This is a genomic window from Bifidobacterium samirii (assembly GCF_003952945.1).
Taxonomy (GTDB): domain Bacteria; phylum Actinomycetota; class Actinomycetes; order Actinomycetales; family Bifidobacteriaceae; genus Bifidobacterium; species Bifidobacterium samirii.
Map to the genome: position 1 here is coordinate 1 of NZ_QXGK01000012.1, position 23,533 is coordinate 23,533.

General features: G+C 68.5%; 18 protein-coding genes. All 18 read right to left on the reverse strand.

Features of this window, described 5'->3' with window-relative positions; genetic code table 11:
- Positions 1-817: 817 nt before the first annotated feature.
- The gene (locus D2E24_RS06590) at positions 818-2,212 is read right to left on the reverse strand and encodes an NCS2 family permease (RefSeq protein ID WP_125968555.1); all 1,395 of its coding nucleotides are present in this window, start codon (positions 2,210-2,212) and stop codon (positions 818-820) included.
- A gap of 189 nt (positions 2,213-2,401) precedes the next feature.
- Positions 2,402-3,181 (reverse strand): phosphate ABC transporter ATP-binding protein PstB, encoded by a 780-nt coding sequence (gene pstB, locus D2E24_RS06595; RefSeq protein ID WP_125968556.1) that lies wholly within the window; start codon positions 3,179-3,181, stop codon positions 2,402-2,404.
- A 59-nt stretch (positions 3,182-3,240) separates the two neighbouring features.
- Complete coding sequence (gene pstA, locus D2E24_RS06600; RefSeq protein WP_164521044.1) at positions 3,241-4,230, reverse strand: phosphate ABC transporter permease PstA; 990 nt, start codon at positions 4,228-4,230, stop codon at positions 3,241-3,243.
- Positions 4,227-5,216 (reverse strand): phosphate ABC transporter permease subunit PstC, encoded by a 990-nt coding sequence (gene pstC, locus D2E24_RS06605; RefSeq protein ID WP_125968557.1) that lies wholly within the window; start codon positions 5,214-5,216, stop codon positions 4,227-4,229. The genes pstA and pstC overlap by 4 nt, the downstream gene beginning before the upstream one ends.
- Before the next feature lie 87 nt (positions 5,217-5,303).
- Positions 5,304-6,437 carry a phosphate ABC transporter substrate-binding protein PstS gene (gene pstS / locus D2E24_RS06610; protein ID WP_125968558.1) on the reverse strand — a complete coding sequence of 378 codons (1,134 nt, stop codon included), beginning with the start codon at positions 6,435-6,437 and terminating at the stop codon, positions 5,304-5,306.
- Positions 6,438-6,590: 153 nt separating this feature from the next.
- Complete coding sequence (locus D2E24_RS06615; protein ID WP_125968559.1) at positions 6,591-7,298, reverse strand: response regulator transcription factor; 708 nt, start codon at positions 7,296-7,298, stop codon at positions 6,591-6,593.
- A 61-nt stretch (positions 7,299-7,359) separates the two neighbouring features.
- Entirely contained in the window at positions 7,360-8,673 is a 1,314-nt protein-coding gene (locus D2E24_RS06620; RefSeq protein WP_125968591.1) for an ATP-binding protein, read from the reverse strand.
- A 228-nt stretch (positions 8,674-8,901) separates the two neighbouring features.
- Positions 8,902-9,609, reverse strand: a complete 708-nt coding sequence (gene mtnN / locus D2E24_RS06625) for a 5'-methylthioadenosine/S-adenosylhomocysteine nucleosidase (protein ID WP_125968560.1) — start codon at positions 9,607-9,609, stop codon at positions 8,902-8,904.
- 68 nt (positions 9,610-9,677) lie between these two features.
- Entirely contained in the window at positions 9,678-10,961 is a 1,284-nt protein-coding gene (locus tag D2E24_RS06630) for a 3-deoxy-7-phosphoheptulonate synthase (RefSeq protein ID WP_125968561.1), read from the reverse strand.
- Between the two features lie 93 nt (positions 10,962-11,054).
- Positions 11,055-11,933, reverse strand: coding sequence for a LytTR family DNA-binding domain-containing protein (locus D2E24_RS06635; RefSeq protein WP_164521045.1), 879 nt, complete (start codon positions 11,931-11,933; stop codon positions 11,055-11,057).
- 231 nt (positions 11,934-12,164) lie between these two features.
- Positions 12,165-13,661 carry a sensor histidine kinase gene (locus D2E24_RS06640; RefSeq protein WP_125968563.1) on the reverse strand — a complete coding sequence of 499 codons (1,497 nt, stop codon included), beginning with the start codon at positions 13,659-13,661 and terminating at the stop codon, positions 12,165-12,167.
- Complete coding sequence (locus D2E24_RS06645; RefSeq protein ID WP_125968564.1) at positions 13,658-14,761, reverse strand: LytR/AlgR family response regulator transcription factor; 1,104 nt, start codon at positions 14,759-14,761, stop codon at positions 13,658-13,660. The genes D2E24_RS06640 and D2E24_RS06645 overlap by 4 nt, the downstream gene beginning before the upstream one ends.
- A 92-nt stretch (positions 14,762-14,853) precedes the next feature.
- Entirely contained in the window at positions 14,854-15,984 is a 1,131-nt protein-coding gene (locus D2E24_RS06650; protein WP_125968565.1) for a 3-deoxy-7-phosphoheptulonate synthase, read from the reverse strand.
- A 581-nt stretch (positions 15,985-16,565) separates the two neighbouring features.
- A complete protein-coding gene (locus D2E24_RS06660) occupies positions 16,566-17,912 on the reverse strand; it encodes a C1 family peptidase (RefSeq protein ID WP_125968567.1) in 1,347 nt (448 codons plus the stop codon).
- A 314-nt stretch (positions 17,913-18,226) separates the two neighbouring features.
- Positions 18,227-19,576 (reverse strand): DivIVA domain-containing protein, encoded by a 1,350-nt coding sequence (locus tag D2E24_RS06665; protein WP_125968568.1) that lies wholly within the window; start codon positions 19,574-19,576, stop codon positions 18,227-18,229.
- 226 nt (positions 19,577-19,802) lie between these two features.
- Complete coding sequence (locus tag D2E24_RS06670; RefSeq protein ID WP_125968569.1) at positions 19,803-20,549, reverse strand: pyroglutamyl-peptidase I; 747 nt, start codon at positions 20,547-20,549, stop codon at positions 19,803-19,805.
- A gap of 60 nt (positions 20,550-20,609) precedes the next feature.
- Complete coding sequence (locus tag D2E24_RS06675) at positions 20,610-21,482, reverse strand: IspD/TarI family cytidylyltransferase (RefSeq protein ID WP_125968570.1); 873 nt, start codon at positions 21,480-21,482, stop codon at positions 20,610-20,612.
- Positions 21,483-21,905: 423 nt separating this feature from the next.
- Positions 21,906-22,931 carry a purine nucleoside phosphorylase YfiH/LACC1 family protein gene (locus D2E24_RS06680; protein WP_125968571.1) on the reverse strand — a complete coding sequence of 342 codons (1,026 nt, stop codon included), beginning with the start codon at positions 22,929-22,931 and terminating at the stop codon, positions 21,906-21,908.
- Between the last annotated feature and the right edge of the window lie 602 nt (positions 22,932-23,533).

Below are 23,533 nucleotides of genomic sequence, written 5' to 3' on the forward strand. Positions count from 1 at the left end.
CCGGATCGCGGGCGTCGAACCGGAAGACGACGAAACCCCACAAGCCGACGCGGACTAGGATTTCACGCTCACCACAGGTGAGGCACCACTCCGGATTACGCGCTCATTTTCAAATGAGGCACCTCGACTCTCCGCAGTCGTTACATAAGGCGCAACATGTGGCCAAGGTCTAAGGGGCATGGCAGGTGTGGGGAAGTACGAGTGCCCTCAGTTTGCCGTATAGCACTGTGCGACGTCGACAATCTGCCCTCAGCGTGCCAGATAAGCGTTGCCTACGCCTGGAGGACACGGGCGCGGACAACATCGCTCTTCCGTTTTCGACGTGCAAGGGCCGTATGGCTTCATTTGGCGCGTGAAGGAAGCGAACCGTACGAGTATCGGATCGGCAACGGGAATCACTATGGCGCAGGATCTTCCAGAGCACGGCGACGAAGCGATTGGCCGAGCGAGAGGAAGAATCCGGGCCCTGCACGCTTCTTTCGGCGATCTGAGGGGATGATCTGGTCGGAAACCTCCGGCCCCATCGTGCGCTTTCGGCAGAAGACCCTTGGAATCCGACCTTCGAATCAGGGGAATCCTTCCCCTCAGTTTGCGAAAAGAAGCGTGCAGGGCCCCGATTTCTCCCCTCAGATCAGGAATTCATGCGAATTCGACCGGCGTGTGAGACCGTACGGGCCCTGCACGTCAAAACCTGAAGAGAGGATATACGATGGTCCCGCCGGAAACCCCGACGGGGACCATACGAAAGGCCGTCATATGTCCGCGCAACGAGGCGACGCGACGGCTGAACGGACTTTGCGGCCCGCCTACAGGGCCACTACAGGACCGCGTTGAGGATGAAGTCGAGGACGAACAGGATCGCCACGGTCCAGATGACCGGGTGGACCTCCTTCGCCTTCTTCTTGCAGGTCATGACGATGCAGTACATGATGAAGCCGCCGGCGATGCCGTACGAGATCGAGTACGAGAACGCCATGAACACGGCGGCGAAGAACGCCGGGATCGCCTCGGTGATGTCGGTCCAGTCGACGTCCTTGAGGGACGCGGCCATCATGCAGCCGACGATCACCAGCACGCCCGCGGTCGCGGACGACGGCACGGCGGAGATGATCGGGGACAGGAACGCGGACAGGGCGAAGCAGATCGCCACGACCACGGACGTCAGGCCGGTACGACCGCCCGCGGCGATGCCGGCGGACGACTCGACGTAGGTGGTGGTGTTCGACGTGCCGCAGATCGCGCCGATCGACGTGGCGATCGAGTCGGCGAACAGCGCCTTGTCCATCTTCGACGAGAAGCCGGAGCCGTTCTCCAGGGCCTTCTCGTCCTCGGCGGAGAAGATGCCGGTGCGGCGGCCGGTGCCGATGAACGTGCCGAGCGTGTCGAACGTGTCGGACATCGAGAACGCGAAGATCGTCACCAGCACCAGCGGCAGACGCGACATGTCGGAGAACAGGGCCGGGAAGCCGTCGGCGGAGAAGATCGCGCCGAACGTGGTCGGCAGCTGGGAGAACGTCTCGCCGATCGACACGGACGAGCCGAAGTTCGTCTCGCCGAACGGGATGCCGATTACCGTGGTGATCGCGATGGCCAGCAGCATGCCGCCCTTGACCTTGAGCACGGTGAACACGACGGCCAGCAGCAGGCCGATGAGGAACACCCACAGCGTCTTGTTGTCGAACGTGGCCAGACCCGGGGTGGCGGCGGTCGCCAGACCCTGGCCGGCGGACTCGGCGTCCTTGGTGGTGAACGTGATCAGGCCGACGTTGAGCATGCCGACGTACGCGACGAACAGGCCGATGCCGCCGCCGATCGCCTGCTGCAGCGACTCGGGGATCGACTTGATGATCATCTTGCGCACCTTGGTGACGGTGATCAGGATGTTGATCAGACCGCACAGGAACACCATGCACAGCGTCTCCTGCCAGGTGAAGCCCAGGCCGAAGCACACGGTGTAGGTGAAGAACGCGTTCAGGCCCATGCCGGCGGCCTGCGCGTACGGCACGTTCGCGAACAGGCCCATGACCAGCGTGCCGATGATCGCGGCGATGATGGTGGCCAGGAACACGCCGCCCCACGGCATGCCCGTCTGGCTCAGAATCTGCGGGTTGACGACGATGATGTAGCTCATCGCGAAGAACGTGGTCAGACCGGCCATGACCTCGGTGGACACGGTCGTGCCGTTCTCCTTGAGATGGAAGAACTTCTCCATAACTTCTTTCTGTCCTTATCGTGGGTTGTTAGGGACGGCGCGGCGATGCCACTGCATCATCGATGCCGCGGGCCCCGGCGAGAATTGCGACTCGCCCACGTCCGCCGCGGAGCAATCGGCGACGGACACGCTCACCATAGCATCGCCGCGGGTCATGGGACGCGGCGATGCGGACATGGCGGCGGCCGATCAGCCGAAGCGACCGGAGACGTAGCGTTCGGCCTCGGCGTTCTGCGGGTTGTTGAACATGGTGACCGTGTCGGTGAAGTATTCGAGGTGGCCCGGCTGGCCCACGGCCTTGAGGTTGAAGAACGCGGTGTAGTCGGCGATGCGCGCCGCCTGCTGCATGTTGTGCGTGACGATCACGATCGTGTAGTCGCCCTTGAGCTCCTCGATGAGGTCCTCGACGGCGAGCGTGGAGATCGGGTCGAGTGCCGAGCACGGTTCGTCCATGAGGAGCACCTGCGGATGCACGGCCACGGCGCGCGCGATGCACAGGCGCTGCTGCTGGCCGCCGGAGAGGCCGACACCCGGATTGTCGAGCCGGTCCTTGACCTCGTTCCACAGGTTCGCGCCGCGCAGCGCCCACTCGACCAGATCGTCCGCGTCGGACTTGCTGATGCGGCGGTTGTTGAGGCGCACGCCGGCGAGCACGTTCTCGCGGATCGACATCGTGGGGAACGGGTTGGGGCGCTGGAACACCATGCCCACGTCGCGGCGCACCTCGACCGGGTCCACGTCCTTGGCGTACAGGTTACGGCCTTCGAGCAGCACCTCGCCGGTCACGTGCGCGCCGGGGATGATTTCGTGCATGCGGTCGAGGCTGCGCAGCACGGTCGACTTGCCGCAGCCGGACGGGCCGATGAACGCGGTGACCTTGTTGGCCTCGATGTTGAGGTTGACGTCCTCCACGGCGAGGAAGTCGCCGTAGTAGATGTTCAGATGGTTGACATCAATGCGTTGTCCCATGGGATTTCCTTGGATTTGCTTGCTTGCGGTTGCGGGGGACGGATGGGGAGCGGGCGGCGTCAGCGTTCCGTCTTGACGGCGAACACCTTCGCCACGAGCCGGCCGATCAGGTTGAGGATGAGCACGATGACGATGAGCACGAGCGCCGCGGCCCATGCGCGTTCCATCGGGATGGTGGTCACGCAGGTGGCGTCGGAGCCGGCGGGGCAGTTGGCGCGCAGCTTCGAATACTCCTGGTAGACGTAGACGGGCAGGGTGGTCATCTTGCCGTCGAACGGGTTGAGGTTCGTGGAGGCGGTGTAGCCGGCGGTCATGAGCAGCGGCGCGGTCTCGCCGATGACGCGCGCGATGGCGAGGATCACGCCGGAGACGATGCCGGGCAGGGCGGTGCGCAGCACAATCTTGGTGATGGTGCGCTGTTTGGTGACGCCCAGCGCATAGGAGGCTTCGCGTAGGTCGTTGGGCACGATGCGCAGCATCTCCTCGCTGGTCTTGACAACGGTGGGGATCATGAGCAGGGAGAGCGCCACGGATCCTTCGATGCCGTTGATGGTGCCGGGGCCGAAGAAGATCGTGAACATCGAGAACGCGAACAGGCCGGCGACGATCGAGGGGATGCCGCTCATGACGTCAACGAGCAGTTCGATCGAGCGGGCGAGGCGGCTGCCGCGCGAGTATTCGATGAGGTATACGGCGCACATGAGGCCGACGGGCACGGAGATGAGCATCGCGCCGAACGTGATCTCCAGCGTGCCGATCATCGCGTGCAGCACGCCGCCGTAGCCGCCGGAGCCGGTCATGGCACCGCCGACGACGCCGCGCATGTTGTGGGTCAGGAAGTCGACGTTGAAGCGCTTGACGCCGTTGGCGACGGTGGTCCACAGCACGGAGACGAGCGGGATGCAGGCGATGAGGAAGGCCAGCGAGATGAACACGCGCATCATCGCGTCGCGGCGTTTGCGCGAGGCGATGAACGAGCGGGTGGGGGTGAACTTGTCGAAGTCGATGACGGGCGCGCCGTCCATCGCGGATTTCGGTTCGGCGGTCATTGCGCGCTCGCTTTCTCGGTGATCTTACGGGCGATGAAGTTCACGAGGAACGTGATGACGAACAGCACCAGACCGGTGCCGATGAGCGTGGAGACGCCCAGTTCGTTGGCTTCGCCGTACTGGGCGGCGATGTTGGCGGCGATGGTCTGGTTCTGCGACGCCTGCAGCAGGCGGATGGAGTAGTTGAGTCCGGGCGACAGGATCATGAGCACGGCCATGGTCTCGCCGAGGGCGCGGCCCAGGCCGAGCATGGATGCGGAGATGATGCCGGATTTGCCGAACGGCAGGACGGCCAGTCGGATCATCTCCCATTTGGTGGCGCCCAATGCGAGCGCCGCCTCCTCCTGGAGGCGGGGCGTCTGGAGGAAGATGTCGCGTGACACGGACGTGATGATCGGCAGGATCATGACGGCGAGCACGACGGAGACGGTGGCGACGGTGCGTGACGGGTTGGCGGCCGGTCCGGCGAAGATCGGGATCCAGCCCAGGTAGGTGGCCACCCAGTTCCAGAAGGGGTGGATGGCGGGCACGAGGATCAGGCCACCCCACAGGCCGTAGATGACGGAGGGGATGGCGGCGAGCAGGTCGACGACGTAGCTGAGCGCGGCGGCGAGCCGTTTGGGCGCGTAGTGGGAGATGAACAGCGCGATGCCCAGGGCGACGAAGAACGCGATGATGAGCGAGAGCGCCGAGACGAGCACGGTGCCGAAGACCAGCGGTCCGACGTACTGCCAGAATCCGTGGGCCTTGCCGCCGGTGAACGATTCGATGGTGGCGACGTTGGCGTCGCGGTCGCCGCCGATGAGCGGCCAGGCGCGGTACAGCAGGAAGAGGAACACCGCGGCGAGGACCACGAGGATGAGGATGCCGGCGGCGTTGGCGACGGCGCGGAAGACCTTGTCGGCGGTCTTGCCGGATCTGCCTTCACCGGCGGCGCGCGCGGGCCGCGTGGGGTGTGCGGCCGGCGATGATGCTTGTGAACTCACAGCTTCTCCTTGTGCGTGGGCGGGTGCGTCCGGCGGTTCCGGACGCGCCGCAGGCCCCCTTCGGCGAAGGGGGCTTGGGGCCGGGGTTTACTTGACGGCGATGGCGTCGATGGAGTCGGCGACCTTGTCGGCGATGTTGGCGGGCAGGGGCGCCGATCCGGCGTTGGCGGAGGCGGTCTGCTGGCCGGCGTCGCTGGTCACGTAGGTGAGCCAGGACTTGACGAATGCGGCGGTGTCGGCGTCCTTGTAGGCGGGGCAGGCGATGTCGTAGGAGACGAGCACGATCGGGTACGCGCCGTCGGCCTGCGTGGTGTGGTTGATGGTGACGACGACGCGGTGCTCGCCCTTGACGGTCTCGTCGAGCTGGGAGTCCTCGATGACCTTGGAGCCGGCGTCGGCGGAGATCTCGGTGTACGAGTCGCCGACCTTGACGGCGACGGTGCCCAGGTCGCCCACCTGGGAGAGGTCGGCGTAGCCGATGGTGCCGTCGGCCTGGCCGACGGTGTTGACCACGCCGGACGTGCCCTTGGCGCCCTGGCCGACCTCGTTCGGCCAGTTCTCGGACAGGTCGTAGGTCCAGTCGTCGGGGGCGACGTCCTTGAAGTAGCTGACGAAGTTCTGCGTGGTGCCGGACTTGTCGGAGCGGTGCACGACGGTGATGGGCGTGTCGGGCAGGTCGAGGTCCTTGTTCTGGTCGGCGATGGCCGGGTCGTTCCATGTGGTGATCTTGCCGTCGAAGATCTTCGCGATGGTCGAGGCGTCCATGTTGACGTGCTTGCCCGCGTCGGAGACACCCTTGAGGTTGAAGATCACGGCGATCGGGGAGATGTAGACGGGCACGTCGAACGCGGTGCCGTCGGCGCACACGGAGGCGGACTTGTCGACCTCGTCGTCGGACAGGGCCTTGTCGGAGCCGGCCCACGCGGTGGCGCCGGTCAGGAAGGTGGTGACGCCCGCGCCGGAACCGGACGGGTCGTAGGAGATGTCGGCGTCGGGGTTGGTCTCCTGGAAGCCGTTGATCCACGCCTCGACGGCGGCCTGCTGGGAGGAGGCGCCCGCTCCGGAGAACTTGCCGGAGATCTCGGCGGCCGTCGTGTTCTGATCGGTCGTGGTCTGGCCGGAGGAGGTGGCGGGGGCGTTGTCGCCGCAGGCGGCGAGCGCGCCCAGCATCGCAAGCGCCGACAGGGCGGCGATGGAACGGATCGCAACATTCTTACGCATGATCGTGTCTCTCTTTGCTGTCAATCTGTGCTGTCTGCATTTCGTTTGACAGTTCAAGCCTATGGGAGCCGGAGCGCCGTCCGGACCGGTTTGGGTGAACGCCGGGTGAACAGTTCGCGGCCGTCCGACGCCCATCCGGCGGACAGACGTCCGTCACGCGGCGGGGTCGTCGATGCGGTAGCCGAGGCCGCGCACGGTGGTCAGGTGGACGGGCCGCGACGGGTCGGGTTCGATCTTGGCGCGCACGCGTTTGACGTGCACGTCGAGCGTCTTCGTGTCGCCCACGTAGTCGGCGCCCCACACGCGGTCGATGAGCTGGTGGCGGGTGACCACGCGCCCCTTGTTGCGCATGAGGTATTCGAGCAGTTCGAACTCCTTGAGGGGGAAGAACACGCTGGTGCCGCGCACGCTCACCTCGTGGCGGGCGACGCGCATGACGACGTCGCCGCACACCAGCGGCGGCTCCGCGTCCGGCCCGCCGGATGCGCGCTCCTCGACGATCAGGTTGCGTCGCAGCACGGCGCGGATGCGCGCGAGCAGTTCGCGGAACGAGTACGGCTTGGTCACGTAGTCGTCGGCGCCGATCTCCAGGCCGACGACCTTGTCGATCTCGGCGCTTTTGGCGGTGAGCATGATGATCGGCACGCGGCTCTGCTCGCGGATGCGCCGGCACAGCGCGGTGCCGTCGATGCCGGGCAGCATGAGGTCGAGCAGCACGAGGTCGATGCCGCCACGCGTGAACGTCTCCAACCCCTCCTCGCCGGTGGCCGCGGCGGACACGTCGTAGCCTTCGCGCGTCAGCTGGTAGACCAATGGTTCGCGGTAGGACTCCTCGTCCTCGACGATGAGAATGTGCGTCATGTCCTTCTCCTTTCCTTCCCCGCCGTGACGCGCACGCGCCGGCGGGCGATGCGGCCGCCGGCTAGGCGGCGTCCAGTTCGATCGTGAACGTCGATCCGCTGCCCTCGTGCGACCATACCGAGACGGTGCCGCCGCACTGCTCGACGCAGTGCCGCACGATCGACAGGCCGAGTCCGCTGCCGCCGGTCTCGCGCGAGCGGGCCGGATCGACCCGGTAGAACCGTTCGAACACGCGGTCGAGCTTGTCGGCGGGGATGCCGATGCCCTGGTCGATGACGCGGATCGTCGCGCGGTCGTCGCGCCTGTCGACCACGACGACGACGGTCGTATGGTCGGGCGAATAGTGGATCGCGTTCTCCACGAGGTTCTTCACCGCCATGACGAGCGCCTCGCGGTCGGCCATGACCGTCACATCGGACGGCTCGTCGAGGGCGTCGCCGCCGGGCGCGGCGTCGCCCTCGGCGGCGACGTCGATGCCGCCGACGGTCAGCCGGACCGCGATGCCGTGCGCGTCGGCCTGCACGCGGTTCTCCGCGATCGCGGCGCGCGCGACCGCCGTCGCGGACGTGGGCGCAAGCGTCACGGATTCGTCCATCGACTCGGCCTTCTGCAGGTCGATGAGCCGGCGCACCAGCGCGGACAGACGCTCCGACTCCTTGGCGACACGGCCCGCGAAGTAGCGCACCGCATCCGGGTCGTCGGCGGCGTCGCCGATCGTCTCGGCGAGCAGCGCGATCGCGCCCACCGGGGTCTTCAGCTCGTGCGACACATTGGTGACGAAGTCGCGGCGCATCGACTCGAACCGCCGCCGGTCGCTCACGTCCGTGAGGAACACGACGTACAGGTCGTCGCCGAGCGGCCTGACGCGCACGCGCACATGACGGCCGTCCGCCACGGTCCGCTCCCCCGCCCGCACGCCGCGGCCGTCGGCACGCGGCCCGCCGGCATCCGACCGACCAGACAACGCCATCTCGCGTTCGCGCGCGATCCGGTCGGCGAGGAACCGCTGCGTGATCCGTTCGAGTTCGGAGGAGACGACGCGGCCGCCGGCCACGACGCCCAGATCGGCCGCCTTGTCGCTCGCGTACACGATGCGGCCGTCACCCCTGCGCACGATCACCGCCTCGGGCATCGCCTCGATCAGCCCGCGTTCCAACGCCCGCACCGGGCGGTCGGACCGGGCGTCGTCGAACAGCGAGCCGCCGTCGCCCGACGGACCGTCGGAGGCACGGCCGCCACGCCGGCCGCCGCGACGGCCGCCGGAACGGGCCAGCCGCTCCCCCGCGTCCAGGCCCAGCTCGTACGCGTGGAACACGATCACGCCGACCACGGCCAGCGCCACGCCCACCAGCAGGGCGACCCGCCACCAGTCCATGCCGCCTCCCTTCGTCACCGTCATCGGCCATGCCATGCCCGTCGGCCACGTCACGCCGCGGCCACGATCGCTTCCGCTTCCAGACTACCGGCGGACACCCGGCGGCAACGCGGCGCTCGCCCAGCCGTCGCCGCGAGTTCGCCTTCCGTTCACCTTCGCCGCGACCGGCCGGCGGAACGCGCACCCGCGCCTACGAAAAGCGGCGCCCCTCAGGACGCCGCGAACCGGTCAGAACCGGCGCAGGATGTTGACGGTCAGTCGCGCCGCCGTGTCCGCGTATTCGGTGATGTCGAACTCGCGGAACACCTCGTAGTCGGTGTCGGCGTTGTCGGACAGCGCGCGGATCACGAGCGCGGGCACGCCGTTGCGGGCGGCGACGTGCGCGACCGCCGCGCCCTCCATCTCGACCGCGTCGGCGCCGGTCAGCGCGATCACCTCGGCCACCTTGGCCGGGTCGTCCACGAAGTAGTTGCCGGACGCGATCGTGCCGGTCACATGCGTGATGCCCATGTCGTCGAGGGCGGCGTCGGCGAGCGCCACGAGCCGCGGGTCGGAGTGGAACTCCTCGACGGGCGCGTCGTGCGTGCCGGGCGTCCACTGGCCGACGAGCCGCATGTCGGTGTCGAGGTAGCGCAGGGTGCCGCCGAGGACGACGTCGTTGATGTGGAGCGTCTTGTTGAGGTTGCCGGCGATGCCGGAGAAGACGATCGCGTCGGGATGGTACGTGTCGATGAGGTGCTGGGTGGTGGCGGCCGCGTTGACGAGGCCCATGCCGCCGACGGTGGCGGCCACGTCGATGACGGTGCCGGAGTCGGCGGTGATGGTGCCGCGGGTCACGTCGAGGCTGGCGGCGTGGTCGTGGGCGACGTGCTCGAGGCTGTCGGCGATGTGCGCGACCTCTTCGTCCATGGCTCCGATGATGGCGATGGTGGTCATGTCGTTCCTTTCGTTCGTTGGTTCCGGCGGCTGGTCCGCTCGTTGCCGCTGCTGGTGCGTCGCGGTCGTCACTTGCGCCGGCGGGCGGCGACGGCGTCGGCGAGTTCGCGCAGAAGCCGTTCGGTCTCGTCCCAGCCGATGCACTTGTCGGTGATGGACTTGCCGTAGACGAGGCTGTCGAGCGGCCCGGCGGGCTGGTTGCCGGGTTCGATGAAGCTTTCCATCATGATGCCGGTGATGCCGGTCTCGCCGTCGGCGATGCGGCGGGCGATGTCGCGCACGACTTCGGCCTGGCGTCGTTCGTCCTTGCCGGAGTTGCCGTGCGAGCAGTCGACGATGACGCCGTGCGCGGCGGCGGAGTCGGCGGGCATCATGGCGCGCACGTCGGCCATGGCGGCGGCGACGGATGCGGTGTCGTAGTTGGGGCCGTGGATGGAGCCGCGCAGCACGACGTGGCAGTCGGGGTTGCCGAGCGTTTCGACGGCGCAGGCGCGGCCCAGATGGTCGATGCCGAAGAACGTGTGCTGCTGGGCGGACGCGTAGCAGCCGTTGACGGCGGCCTTGACGGAGCCGTCGGTCGCGTTCTTGAAGCCGATCGGCATGGACATGCCGCTGGCGAGCTGGCGGTGGACCTGCGATTCGGTGTTGCGCGCGCCGATCGCGCCCCAGCTGACCGCGTCGGAGATGAACTGCGGCGACGTGGGTTCGAGGAATTCGGTGGCGGCGGCGAGGCCTTCGCCGAGCACGCCGAGCAGGGTGCGACGTGCGAGCAGCAGGCCCTTGCGGATGTTGTGCGAGCCGTCGATGTCGGGGTCGTTGATGAGGCCCTTCCAGCCGACGGTGGTGCGCGGCTTCTCGAAGTAGACGCGCATGACGATGAGCAGTTCGCCGTCGACGTCGGCCATGACGCCGGCGAGCCGGTGCGCGTAGTCGAGCGCGGCGGCCGGGTCGTGCACGGAGCAGGGGCCGACGATGACGAGCAGGCGGTCGTCCTGGCCGTACAGGCAGGCGCGGATCTCGTCGCGCGAGCCGGCGACGACCGCCTGGGCGGCGGCGTCGAGCGGCAGGTCGGCGAGCACCTGGGCGGGCGTGGGCAGCGGTTCGAGTTCGACGACGCGGCGGTTGATGATGCGGTCGATGCCGACCTGGTCCTCCCAGCGCGGCACGTCGGTGGCGGTCAGCGGGTTCTTGCCGTCGCGGATCGCCTTGCGGATGACGTGCAGGTCCTCGGGGGTGTTGAGCGGCTGCTGGCCGACGTGCAGCGGGTGCGCGGACGCGGGCGCTTCGCCCGATGCGGGCGCGCCGCACAGTGCGGCGTCGGCGCACGGCTGCTGATGCTGTTGCGACGGCATGGTCTCTCCTTGGCTCGTTGGTCTTCCCCAAGGATAGGCCATGCACTGTTCACGCCCGGCCGAAGCGGTGCGGACGGGCGGGCGCGCCCGCGGTCAGTCGCGCCGGGCGGCGGCGATGGCCTCGCGGATCTCGCTCTGCCGGCGCGACGGCAGAGGCAGTTCCATGCCGTCGGTCATCACCACCTTGTCGGACACGCTGCGCACGTACAGGGCGTTCACCACGTATCCGCGGTGGATGCGCACGAATCCGCCGTCCGGACCGTCCAGTCCGTTCGCGGCGAGGAACGACGACAGCCCCTCGTGCACCGTGTACGTGCTGCCGTCGGTCATGTGCAGCACCGTGTTATGCCCGTCGACCGACAGGTAGCGCAGGTCGAACGGCAGCAGCCGGTGGATCGCGCCGGCCACGTCCTGGATGCGCAGTTCGCGACGGTACCGTTTCTGTTCGGCCATGAGCGACACCGCGCGCAATCCGGCCGCGCCGGCCCGGTAGGGGAACTGCTCGCCCTCCTCGGCCGCGCGCAGCGGGTTCGACACATGCCAGTGGACCAGCCGCGCGTGGGCCGGCTCGCCGCGCCAGACCATCGTGAACCGCTGCGTATCGGCGAACACGATTCCCTGATCGGGCGCCGTATACGCCTCGTACTGGCCCATCACGACCGTCAGTCCGTCGCAGGACGCGACCCATTCGTAGCGTTCCGACGTGAACACCAGATCGGGCAGGGCGATCGCGTTGAACAGGATGCCCTGCGTCGATATGCGGTACTGTTCCGGCTGCGCGCCGATGCCGGCGAAATCACCGTCCAAACGTTCCGACAGCCAGACGACGTCGCCCGTGTAGAAGCGGTGGATCACCTCCCGGGAAAGCCGCTCCCAGACCGTATGGTCCCTTGCCGGCGAGCCGTTTCCGCCCGCGGCGCCATCGACGGCACCGGCGCCGTCGCCCGGCATCGTCATCTCGGCATCCGTCATGATCGTACCTCCCCCACGCCGGGACAGAGCGCATCCGGCGTCCCTTTCGAGGGTACGGTTTCGGGGGCATGGTCCGCCACGCTCGCGGCACGAACGGTCCCGACGCGGCACGAATGGCGTCCCGTGCGTCATGAACGGCAAGGACGCCGGCATCAGGCCGTCGCCGCGTCGGCGCGCGACGGCGTGGGACGCCCACGACGGGGGCACACGGATGCGTCGGCGGCCGGCCGCTCAGGCCGCGACGGCCGTGCGCCCGCCGTCGGGAAGCATGATCGAGACGCGGAAGATCCCGTCGGACGCGTCGACGCGCATCTCGCCGCCCAGACGTTCCACCGTCGAACGCACCGACTCCAGACCGACGCCCGCACCGTCATGGTGCGACGACAGCCAATGGCCCGACCGGTCGCGGCGGGGTCCGCCCACGAACGAGTTGTCGATCGTGAGGAACAGTTCGCCGCCGCGACCCGTGCGCGAGCGCACCGTCAGGAACGCGGGGCGCGCCTCCTGCGCGCACTGCCCGCGCAGCGCGGCGAGCGCGTTCTCCAGCAGATTGCCGAACACGACGGTCAGGTCGGTCGCGTCGAACGACAGGTCGGCGGGCACGTCGAGACGCACATCCGGACGCACGCCGAGCGAACGGACCGCCGCCACGTAATACGAGACGACCGCGTTGACGACCACATGGTCGCATACCGCGAGCGGCTCATCGACGCCCAGGTCGGCGACCATCGCGTCGAGATAGCGACGCAATCCCGGCAGGTCGTCGTTGCGCGCATACCCGTGCAACGCGACCATATGCTGCCGCAGGTCATGGCGCGACCGGCGCGCCTGCGCCATGCGATCGGTGAGCGACCTCACCTGCGCGCGACCCAGTTCGAGCTGGCGGGCCGACTGCTCCGCCTCGACGCGACGCGACGCCTCGCAGTCCACCTTCGCAAGCAGCCAGTACAGCATCAGCAGCAGCGCGCAGTACATCGTCACCGCGAACACGCCCAGCTGGGCGGTCGCATCCGTCATCACGTCCATCTGACGGCCGTGGTACATCATGAGCAGCACGTACAGGCCGAACGGCGCCAGCCACAGCACGCGCCACGCGACCGGTTCGATGACCGGACTGCGCAGGATGCGCGGCATCATCGTGCGCGCCGGCCGCCACAGCAGCGCCACCGCCGCGACCGCCAGCCCGTATTCGGCGATGACGCCCGCGAACGACGAGTACGGGCCGAGCGCACGCCACTCGTCGTTGGCGACCATGTCGGCCATCTGGCCGACGAACACGCAGACGGCCATCATCGCCGCGCACGACAGCGACGTGAACAGGGCGCGCGGCAGGTCGAGGTCCGTCACATGCCAGAACCACAGGCATACGAACGCGGCGAACGCGAGCGACAGCGACGCGCCCACCACATCGGACACGGGGGCGAAGAAGTACAGCCACACCGACGCCAGCAGGTAGCCGACGACCGCGGCCACGGTCGATACGACCACCATGCGATGCGGCACGCGCAGCAGATCCCACGCGATCGCGAAGCACAGGACGATCGCCGGGACGAGCGTCGCATGCTCGGCCAGGACGATGAGCAGCGTGGACGGCGTCAGCGGCGCGATCGTCGACGAATCGTAGAGGAACGCGAGCGGCGGCGCGACGACGTATATGGCGGCCAAGATGGACGGGACGGGCGAGGCCACGGCCGGAACGGTCGCGGCGACGTGGATCGAGGCGATCATGGGCGGCTCCCGGAGGTGATGGACGCGGCGGACGGGGGCGCGGCGGACGCGGCGGACGCGGCGGATGGGGGCGCGGCGGACGCGAATGCGGCGGGCGGATCGTCGCGCATCATGCTGAAGACGTGGTCGGCGTAGCGGGCGCGCGCCTCGGCGGCGCGGCGGCGGCTCACCGGCACGCGCACGCCGCCGCGGGACAGGACGAACGCGTCGCCGTCGAGTCCGGCCACACAGTCGAGGTTGACGACGTAGCCGCGGGCGCACACGAAGAACCACGGCATGCCTGCGAGCGCCGATTCGAGCGTGGAGAAGCTCATGCGCACGCTGAACGCCGGTCGGGCCGGGTCGAGCGCGTCGTGGAACGCGACCCGGTGCAGGTCGGCGCGGCAGTATGCCAGCCGTTCCGTATCGACGCGCAGGACCGGCTGCGCGTCGGATACGGACGTCGGCGCGGATGCGGACGATGCGGCGGATGCCACGGACGCCCCGGATGCCCCGGATGCGACGGATGCGACGGACGCGACGGACGCGTCCGTCGGCTCGGGGGTGATGATGGCGGCCATCGCCGCGGCGTCGAGAACGCGCGTGCGCAGCAGGTCGGCGTCGTGCGCGCCGATCGGCAGGTCGATGACGGACGGCGGGACCGGCGGGGCGGATCCGGCCGTCGCCGCACCGCCGGCGCCTGCGCCGACGCCGGGCATCCGGGAGACGATCTTGTCGAGCACGACGGCCAGTTCGGATTGCAGGAACGGTTTGACGAGATAGCCGGCGGCGTCCACGCCGTAGCCGGCGACCGCGAAGTCGGTGCTGACCGTGGTGAACACGACCGGCACGTCGAAGCCGTGGCGACGTAGCCATCGGGCCGCGTCCATGCCGGTCGTGCGCGCGTCGTCGGGCGAGTCGAGCGTGTCGAAGTAGCCGTCGAGGAACACCACGTCGAACCGGGCCGCGCGGAACGCGGCGACGAATGCGGCGGGAGAGTCGAACCGTTCGATTCCGCAGCCGATCGCGCGCGCGGCGCAGTAGGAGGCCACGGACGACGCGAGCCGGTCGCGGTGGTCGGCGACGTCGTCGACGATCGCGCAGCGCAGGACGGGGTGCATGACGGAACCTCCTTCGGTCGTCACGGATCGGCCCGCCGGCGCGCGGTCGGCGCGGTCGGCGGGCCGGGTGTCGGGCGCGTCGCCCGCGGCGGTCAGGCGGCGCGGCGGGCGGCGACGGCGTCGGCGAGCGTGTGCAGCAGCTGTTCGGTGCGGTCCCACGGGACGCACGAGTCGGTGACCGACTTGCCGTATTCGAGCTGGTCGAGCGGCGCGGGCTTCTGGTTGCCGGCCTTGAGGAAGCTTTCCATCATCACGCCGAGGATGCCCTGCTCGCCGGCGGCGACGCGCTCGGCGATGTTCTCCACGACCTCGGCCTCGACCGTCTCGTCTTTGCCGCAGTTGCCGTGCGCCGCGTCGATGACGAGACCGTGCTCGCTGGGGCCGGCCGCCTTGGAACGCTTCAGATCGGCCAGCGCCTGCGCGACGGATGCCGCGTCGTAGTTCGGGCCGTGGTTGGAGCCGCGCAGCACCAGATGGCAGTCGGGGTTGCCCTTCGTCTCGGCGGAGATGACGCGGCCGTCGAGGTTGATCGACAGGAAATGGTGCTCGAACGCGGCCGCATAGCACGAGTCGGCGGCCGGCTTGACCGAGCCGTCGGTGGCGTTCTTGAAGCCGACCGGCATCGACAGGCCGCTCGCCAGCTCGCGGTGCACCTGCGATTCGGTGTTGCGCGCGCCGATCGCGCCCCAGCTGATCAGGTCGCAGATGTACTGCGGGGTGATCGGGTCGAGCCATTCGGTCGCGGTCGGCAGGCCCAGCTCCAGCACGTCGGTCAGCACCTTGCGCGCCAGCCACATGCCCTTGCGGATGTTGAAGCGGCCGTCCAGATCAGGGTCGTTGATCAGACCCTTCCAGCCGATCGTCGTGCGCGGCTTCTCGAAGTACACGCGCATGACGATCATCAGCCGGTCGCGCAGCTCCTCGTTGACGGCGGCCAGGCGGGTCGCATAGTCGTGCGCGGCCTTCGGATCGTGGATCGAGCAGGGGCCGACGATCACCAGCAGACGGTCGTCGCGGCCGTGCAGGATGTCGCGGATCTCCTGACGCGAGCGCAGCACCAGGTCGCTCATCGCGTCGGTCAGCGGCAGCTCCTTGAGGAAATACCGTGGCGCGGGGATCGGGTCGAGCTGACGGATGTTCACATCCACCGTCTCCGGGAACACGGCGTGCTCGTCCAGTCGACGCGCGTCCTCGGAACTGTCCGGACCTCGCAACCCTGCCATCGTGCCTCTTCCTCTCCTTGCGGTCATACGGATGCGGCGGCCGGGCCCGCGGGCGGGCCGCCGATATCGACCATACCTTAACGGATGGGTCGGCGTCGGAGCCCGGCCCGACCGCAACGTGGGACGGGGGCGGCGCGGCCGGGGCCGGCACGGCCGGGACCGGCACGGGCGGGACCGGCGGACGACGGATGGTTGCGTCGCAATCCGCACGGAACCGGGTTGTCATGTACGAATCCCGACGCGACGCAGGCCGTGCGCGTCGCAAGTCGTAAGAATCGGGACCATCCCATACGAATCACGACGCAACACGCGACTCCCGCGTCGCAAGTCGTATGAAATCAGGCCCATCCCGTACGAATCCCGACACAGGGCAGGACGGTCGCGTCGCAATCCGTATGTCCGTCATTGATCATATGCGGATTGCGACGCAACGCAGGTGTTCCGCGTCGCAATCGGTAACCGACGGTCAGATCACGTACCGATTGCGACGCTGCATGTAGTCCCCGCGTCGCAATCCGTAACGGACCGTCGGGTCGTGTACGGATTGCGACGCAAGGAGACCGTGGGAACCGGGGAAACGATCAGGCGAGGGCGCCCATCGGATCCCAGGCCGGGAGCATCTGGGCCGGCTCGTCGAGCGCGGCCTGGTACTCGGCCGGGAGCATCGCCTTCGGGACGGCGACCTCGTACACGTACTCGGTGAACCAGTCGTCGCTCATCGTGAAGTAGCCCTTGTCGGCGATGTCGGTGCCCCACGAGTTCTCGACGCGCCAGCGGCGGGTGGTGACGCCGTCCTCGGCCACGTCGACGCCGGCGAACGCCATCGCGTGGTTCATCGCCGAGTCGCCGAAGCGCACGCGCGCCTCCTTGTCCATGTCGAAGTCGACGCCGTACACGCGGTCGTACTCGAACAGGTCGGTCGCCCACGCGCCCGACTGGCGGTCCATGAACGGGCCGCAGTCGGCGCCGAACCACACCGGGATGCCCTGCTCGGTGAGGATCTGGCGCACGCAGTCCTTCATGAACTGGTTCGGCACGTTCAGGTACTCGGTCGCGTCGCCGCCGGCCACGTTGCCCAGGTGCTCGATGCCGATCTTCTTGCCCTTCGGATGCTCGCGGCGCGGGTCGTCGACCAGGCACACGTAGCTTTCCAGGTCGGCCGGGCCGACGTACTTGTTCCAGAACTCGACCGGCGTGATCTCGCCGTCGCGGTGGAACTCGCCGTCCTTGTCGGTCCACTCCCAGTCGAAGGAGACCGGCGGCTCGCCCAGGTGGATGGTGAGGATGCGGTGGCCGGCGGCGGTCGCGTCGGCGACGATCTTCGCGGTGGCCTCGGCGTCGCCGGCCGCGTCGAACAGGTGCGCGACGGCGGTGTGCAGCAGGTGGCGCAGCTGCGTGTTCATCGGGCCGGTGTTCTTCGACGACTCGGTCTCCGGGAACAGGTCCTTCGGGACGGCGCCGTACTTCTTGTACACGTTCATCGCCATCGTCCACTGGCCGCCGTCGCCCATCACGTCGGCGAGCAGGTGCTGGATGAGACGCGAGTCGGCGGTCTCGCCGGCCTCGATCAGTGCGGCGACGTCCTTGAGGAAGTAGTTGACGCGCTCCAGCTTGTCGAAGTACATCGCATAGTTCTGGGAGAACTCGAACTCCTTGAGGTTCATGTTCTTCTTGGCGACGAAGCGGGCCACGTTCAGCGAGCTGAACAGCCAGCAGCGGCCGGAGCGGTCCTGGTGGGTCGCCTCGCCGTTGTCGACGACGGTCGAGAAGCGGCGCTGCAGCTGGCGGGCGCGATCGTAGTTGCGGGCCACCTTGTCGATGCCGGCGGCGGTGACGGCGTTCATCGCCAGACGGTTCGTGGCGTTGGCGTCGAATTCGTCACGCAGGCTGCCGAGCGCCTCGGCGCTCAGCGCGGTGATGTCACTCATGCGATTCTCCTTTGATCCGGCCGGCCTTGTGGGCCGACACAACGACGGCATCCGCAGCGCGGCGGGCCGGCGCGCATGGCGTCGGGCGTCGCACGGCGGATGCCGTACCGACAAACAGCTACATAGTGTACTCGCCACGCGCCGGGCGTCGGTTGACACGATGACGACCGCCGCGACCGGGTCGGCGCGGCCCCGTCGGCGCGCCGGATATGCGACGACCCGCCGGCGGGAATCCCGCGGCGGGTCGTTCGTGGCGTCATGACGCCGTCACGACGGCGGCGGATCGGCGACGGATCGCCGGTGCCGGACGGATGTCAGTCGCCCTGGCCGATGGCGACGGTCGCGTCGTCGGCGTCGTCATCGTCGACGGTCGCGTCGACGACGGACGATTCGATGACGGCCGGGTTGAGCGGCATCGTCTCGGCCGCGAACCCGCTGAACACGTTCGCGAACATGGCGCGCAGCTCGGACACGCGCTGCGTGATGCTCGACTCGCGCTGCTGCAGGTCGGCGATGTGGCTCTCCAGACCGTCGATCTCGACCTGCGCGGCCTGACGGCGCTCCTCGACCTGCGCGGCGGCCTCCTCGTCGGCCCGGCGGATGATCTCAGCGGCCTGCGCGTCGGCCTCGGCGCGCTTGGACTGCGCGTACTCGTCGGCCTCCTCGCGCACGGTCTTCGCCTGCGCGATCTGCTCGTCGACCTCGTCCTTGGCTGCGGTGCGGCGCTCCTCGAGATGCTCCAGCAGCTCGTCGACCTTCTTCGTCGCCTCGTCCTGCTGGGCGGCGATGTCGGCGCGGATCTGCTCGACCTCGGCGTTGACCTGGCTCATCGTCTTCGTGCGGTGCACCTCGGCGTCGTCGACGATCTCCTGCGCCTTCGACGTGGCCGTGTCGGTGATCTCCGCGGCCTTGCGCTGCGCCTCCGACATCATCTTCGACACCTGCTCGCGCACGTCCGCGAGCTTGCGGTTCGCCTCGGCGAGCGCCGACTCGATCTGGTCGTTCGTCTCGCTCTTGAGGCGGGAGATCTCCTCGTTGGCGGTGCGGCGCTGTTCGGCGATCTGCTGCGCGGCCTCGGCCTTCATGTCGGACAGCTCGCGCTCCTGCGTGGCGCGTTCGGACGCCATGCGCTTCTTGTGCTCCTCGCGCGAGTTCGACAGCTCCAGGTCGGTGGACTGGCGCTGCTCGGACACGATGCGCGCGGTCTCGGCGCGCAGCTGGGCCGCCTCCTCCTGGGCGGCGACGGTGATCGTCTCGGCCTTCTCGTTGGCGGCGTCGAGCGTGGCCTTCGCCTTGGACGAGGCCTCGTCGACGATGTGCTGGGCGTCGAGCTTGGCGTTGTTGATGAGCGTCTCGGCCTGCGCCTGGGCGGCCTGGCGGGTGGAGGTCGCGTCCTGCTTGGCGCGCGACAGCAGTTCGGAACTGGTCTGCTCGGCGGAGGCGAGCATCTGCTGGGCGTTCGCGCCCAGCGATGCGAAGGTGGCGGGCTGGCCGGCCTTCTTGTTGCGTTCCTCCTGCAGCTGGGCCTGAAGTCGGAGAATGCGCTCGTCGTACTGACGGACCTGCTCGCGCAGCGAAGTCAGCGTCTCCTGGGCCGCGTCGAAGGCCTCGTCGACCCGGTCCTTGTCGTATCCGCGCAACGTGATCGGAAAGCGATCCACCATGCCTGTATTCCTTTCATCACCATACGGCGCGTCCTGACGACCCCCATCAGGACATCACTACAGGCACTCTAGCGCATACGCCGCGCCAGAAATGCTGGGGCACACCTTATCCACACAGAGCGCGTCGCAGTGTGGACGGAACGCGGACGCGGCGGGCGTCGCACGGCGGCCGCGCTCGCGGTCGCATGGCAGACCGACGGCGGGAGGACGGCCGCGGGGAACGATGTCAGACGAGGACCACGTCGCCGGCGGACGGGGCCAGATGGTAGCGGACCGTCTCGCGCACCACGTCGCGCACGGCCTCGGTCAGGCGTTCCAACGTCAGTCCGCGCGACGCGGCCGGCGACGGGACGGCGGCCGGCGCGGACGAGGTGGCCGGCGCGGCCGGCGATGCCGAGTCGTCGGCGCGCCGCTCCCCCGCGGCGACGCACGGCAGGCTCACGAAGCCGCTGAGCACGCGGTCCTGCGTCGACGTCCAGGCGAGCAGGCTGTAGAACAGCGAGTTGCACACGAACGTGCCCGCGTCGGAGCTGAGCGACGCGGGGATGCCGTCGCCGGCGAAGTCCTTGAGGATCGAACGCAGCGGCAGGCGCGTCCAGTACGCGGCCGGGCCGGACGGGTCGATCGGCTCGCGGCGCGGCGTCGCGTTGTCCGCGTCGGGCGTGCTCGCGTCCATCAGGTTCGTCGCGCAGCGTTCCAGCATCACGCCGCGCGCCTCGTGCTTCAACCCGGTGGCGATGACGATGTCGGGGTGCGTCGCGTCGATCGCCGCGCGCAGCTCCGGCCACGCGTTCGCGAAGCTGACCGGCAGGGCGACCGGGTGGACGCGCACGGTGACGCCGTCCACGTCGATCGGCTCGGCGGCGAGCATCCGCGGCACTTCGAGCGCCGGGTTCACGGCGACACCGTCGTAATGGTCGAATCCGGACATCACCACGGTCAGTTCGCGCCTGTCGTCGGTGGGTTCGCTCATGTCATGCTCCTTCACGTCGGTCGGTGTCGGTCTGTGTCGGTCTGTGTCGTTCGATGCCGGTCAGTGCAGCTGGGCGGCGGCCTGGGCGAGCATCGCGTGCATGCGGGCGCGCGCCTCCTCCTTGGCCATGTCGGACGGGACGGCCGGGACGGCCGTCGCGGCCGTCGTCGCGGCGGCCGTCGGTTCGCCTAGGCGGGCCGCGGCGATGCGCTCGGCGAGCGGCATGTCGGCGAGCGTCGTGATCTTCAGATTCGACTCGCTGCCGGCGACCACGGCGACCGGCGTGGCCGGCAGGTAGTCGACCACGACGCGCGTGTCGTCGGTCGGGTGGAACGACGGGTCGACGGCGGCGCGCTCGTACGCGCGGCGGATCGTGGCGAATCGGAACGCCTGCGGGGTCTGCGCGCGGAACGTATGCGGACGGTCCGGCACGCGCGACACGATCTCGCGGCCGTCGCGGTCCTGGGTCAGCAGGATCGTATCGGTGCTGGCGAGCGCGACCGTCGCCGCATCGAATTCGTCGAGCGCGTCGATGCAGCCGTCGACCGACTCGCGTTCGACGAACGGGCGCACCGAATCGTGGATGAGGATCTTCGCGTCGGCGGGGATGCCGGCCGCGGCGAGCGCGTCGAGGGCGGCCATCGTGCTGTCGACGCGTTCGCGGCCGCCGTCGACGATCATGCGGACCTTCGGATAGCCGGCGCGGTCGACCAGCCGTTCGACCGCGTCACGCACGGCCGGATTGACGACGACGATGACGTCGCTGACGCGCGGATTCGAGTCGAACGCCTCGATGCTCCAGCACACGATCGGCTTGCCGCCGACCGACACGAGCTGCTTGGGGTTGTCCGGGTCGAAGCGGGTGCCGAATCCCGCGGCGAGCACGACGGCCACGACCGGGACGGACTGGGGGGCATGTTCTCTCTGGCTCATGTGCTCAACCGTAGTCCCCGGCGTGGTCGCCTTGGCACGGACTGTGCCGGGCGCGCGCCCGGCGGGGCGATCCCATACGGCGACACGCCCGGAGTGGGCATACAGAACCGGAGATGGGTCCTGAAAACAGGGTGTTTCGAGAGGTATCGGACGTTCCGTACGACCACTCCGGGCGTGTTTCCGGGATATCCCGTCCCACCCCATTCCGCCTTGGACAGCCCTCGAAGACGACGTAGTCCCTCTCTCGAACGACCCTTTCTCGACTCCCCGATATGCGACGCGCCCGGAGTGGGCATACAGAACGAGGGATGGGTCTCTGAATCAGGCGAATCGGGACCATATCCGGGGTTCTGTATGACCACTCCGGGCGTGTCGCATCAGGATGATGGGAGGCGCGACGTCACATGGGCCGCCGCCCCCGGCTCAGTCGAGGGCGATCAGGGCGAGCATGCGGCCTTCGGTCCGCTTGCCGGCGAGCGCGGCGCGTCGGTGCGAATGCCACAGCGGGTTCTCGACCGTGCACATGCTGTGACGCACCTGACCGATGCGGTCGGCGAGCGCCGGGCCTTCGCCGTCCGTGTCGCACAGGCCGGCCAGCTCCTCATCCTCGCACAGGTACTGGGTGGCGGCGGCCACGCGCGGGCGCGATTCGACGATGTTGTCAAGCGGGATGCCGGCGGCGGCGAGTTCGGCGCGCGCCGCGGCCGCGATGTCGATGCCGGGCTGGCCGAAGCGGCTCAGCGTGAACGTGCCGGGGAACCGGGCATCGAACGCGTCGGCCATGTCGCCGCCGACCTCGTAGCAGTCGCCGCAGATGCACGGGCCGAGCGTGGCGACGATGCGTTCCGTCGCCGCGCCCTTGGCGGTCATCAGATTGACGGTCGCGCCGATGACGCCCCCCTCCAGGCCGCGGCGGCCGCAGTGGGCGACGCCGATGACGCCGGCTTCGGCGTCGGCGAGCAGGACGGGCAGACAGTCGGCGGCGAACACGCCGAGGGCGATGCCGCGGCGGGACGTGACCTGCGCGTCGGCTTCGATCAGGCGCGGGACGGCGACATCGCCGGCGGCGTCGGACGTATCGTCGGACGTATCGGCGGCGGCGAAACCGGACGCGTCGAACCCGTAGTCGGCGTTCTCCTCCCACAGGTCGTCGACGTCGACGGCGATGCCGGAATGCACCTGGCTGAGCAGCGACAGGCGTCGGCCGAGCTGGTCGGCGAGCGCGCGGCGGTTGGCGGCGACGGCGGTCGGGGCGTCGCCGGTCTTGCCGCCGAGGTTGCAGCCGCCGAAGTCGGCGCCGCTCACGCCGCCGAGGCGCGTCGTGTAGGTGACGGTCACGCCGGGGGCCAGCGCGATCGGGATGGTCACGGGGATGGGGTTGCCGGCCTTGTCGGTCGGGCTGATCTCGTTGCTGTCGAGGATCGCGTCGTCGTATTGCTGCTTGGTCATGGTTCCCTACTCTATCCCGGCCCGTGAATCCGGGGTTTGGCGGCGGATTGCGTTATCTCGGTACGGGAAGCGGGCGCTTCGTATTGTGGCGGGCATGGGCCGTGCGTCTTCATAGTCGATCGGATTCGCATGAATTCTCGATCTGAGGGGAAGAATCGGGGCCTTGCAGGCTTCTTTCTCCTGACTGAGGGGGAAGGATTCCCTCGAACCGAAGCCCGGAAACCAACGATTTCCGTTCGAAAGTGACCGATGGGACCGGAGATCTCCCGTCAGGCCGTCCCCTCAGATCGCCGAAAGAAGCGTGCAAGGCCCCGATTCTTCCCCTCACTCGGCCAATTGCTTCGCGGCCGCGCACTGGAAGGTCTCACATCGCAGCGATTCCCGACGCAGACGGGCCCGTTTGCGTCGCGACCTGTATGGAAAGCCGATCCCACATGCAAATTACGACGCCGGTACATCCGTTTGCGTCGCAATCCGCATGGGAATCCGGTTCAGTGTGCGGATTACGACGCGGGACCGCCCGTTAGCGTCGCAATCTGTATGGGAGGCGGCCCGAATATGCAAATCCCGACGCGGGGGGATGATGTCCGCGTCGGGATTCG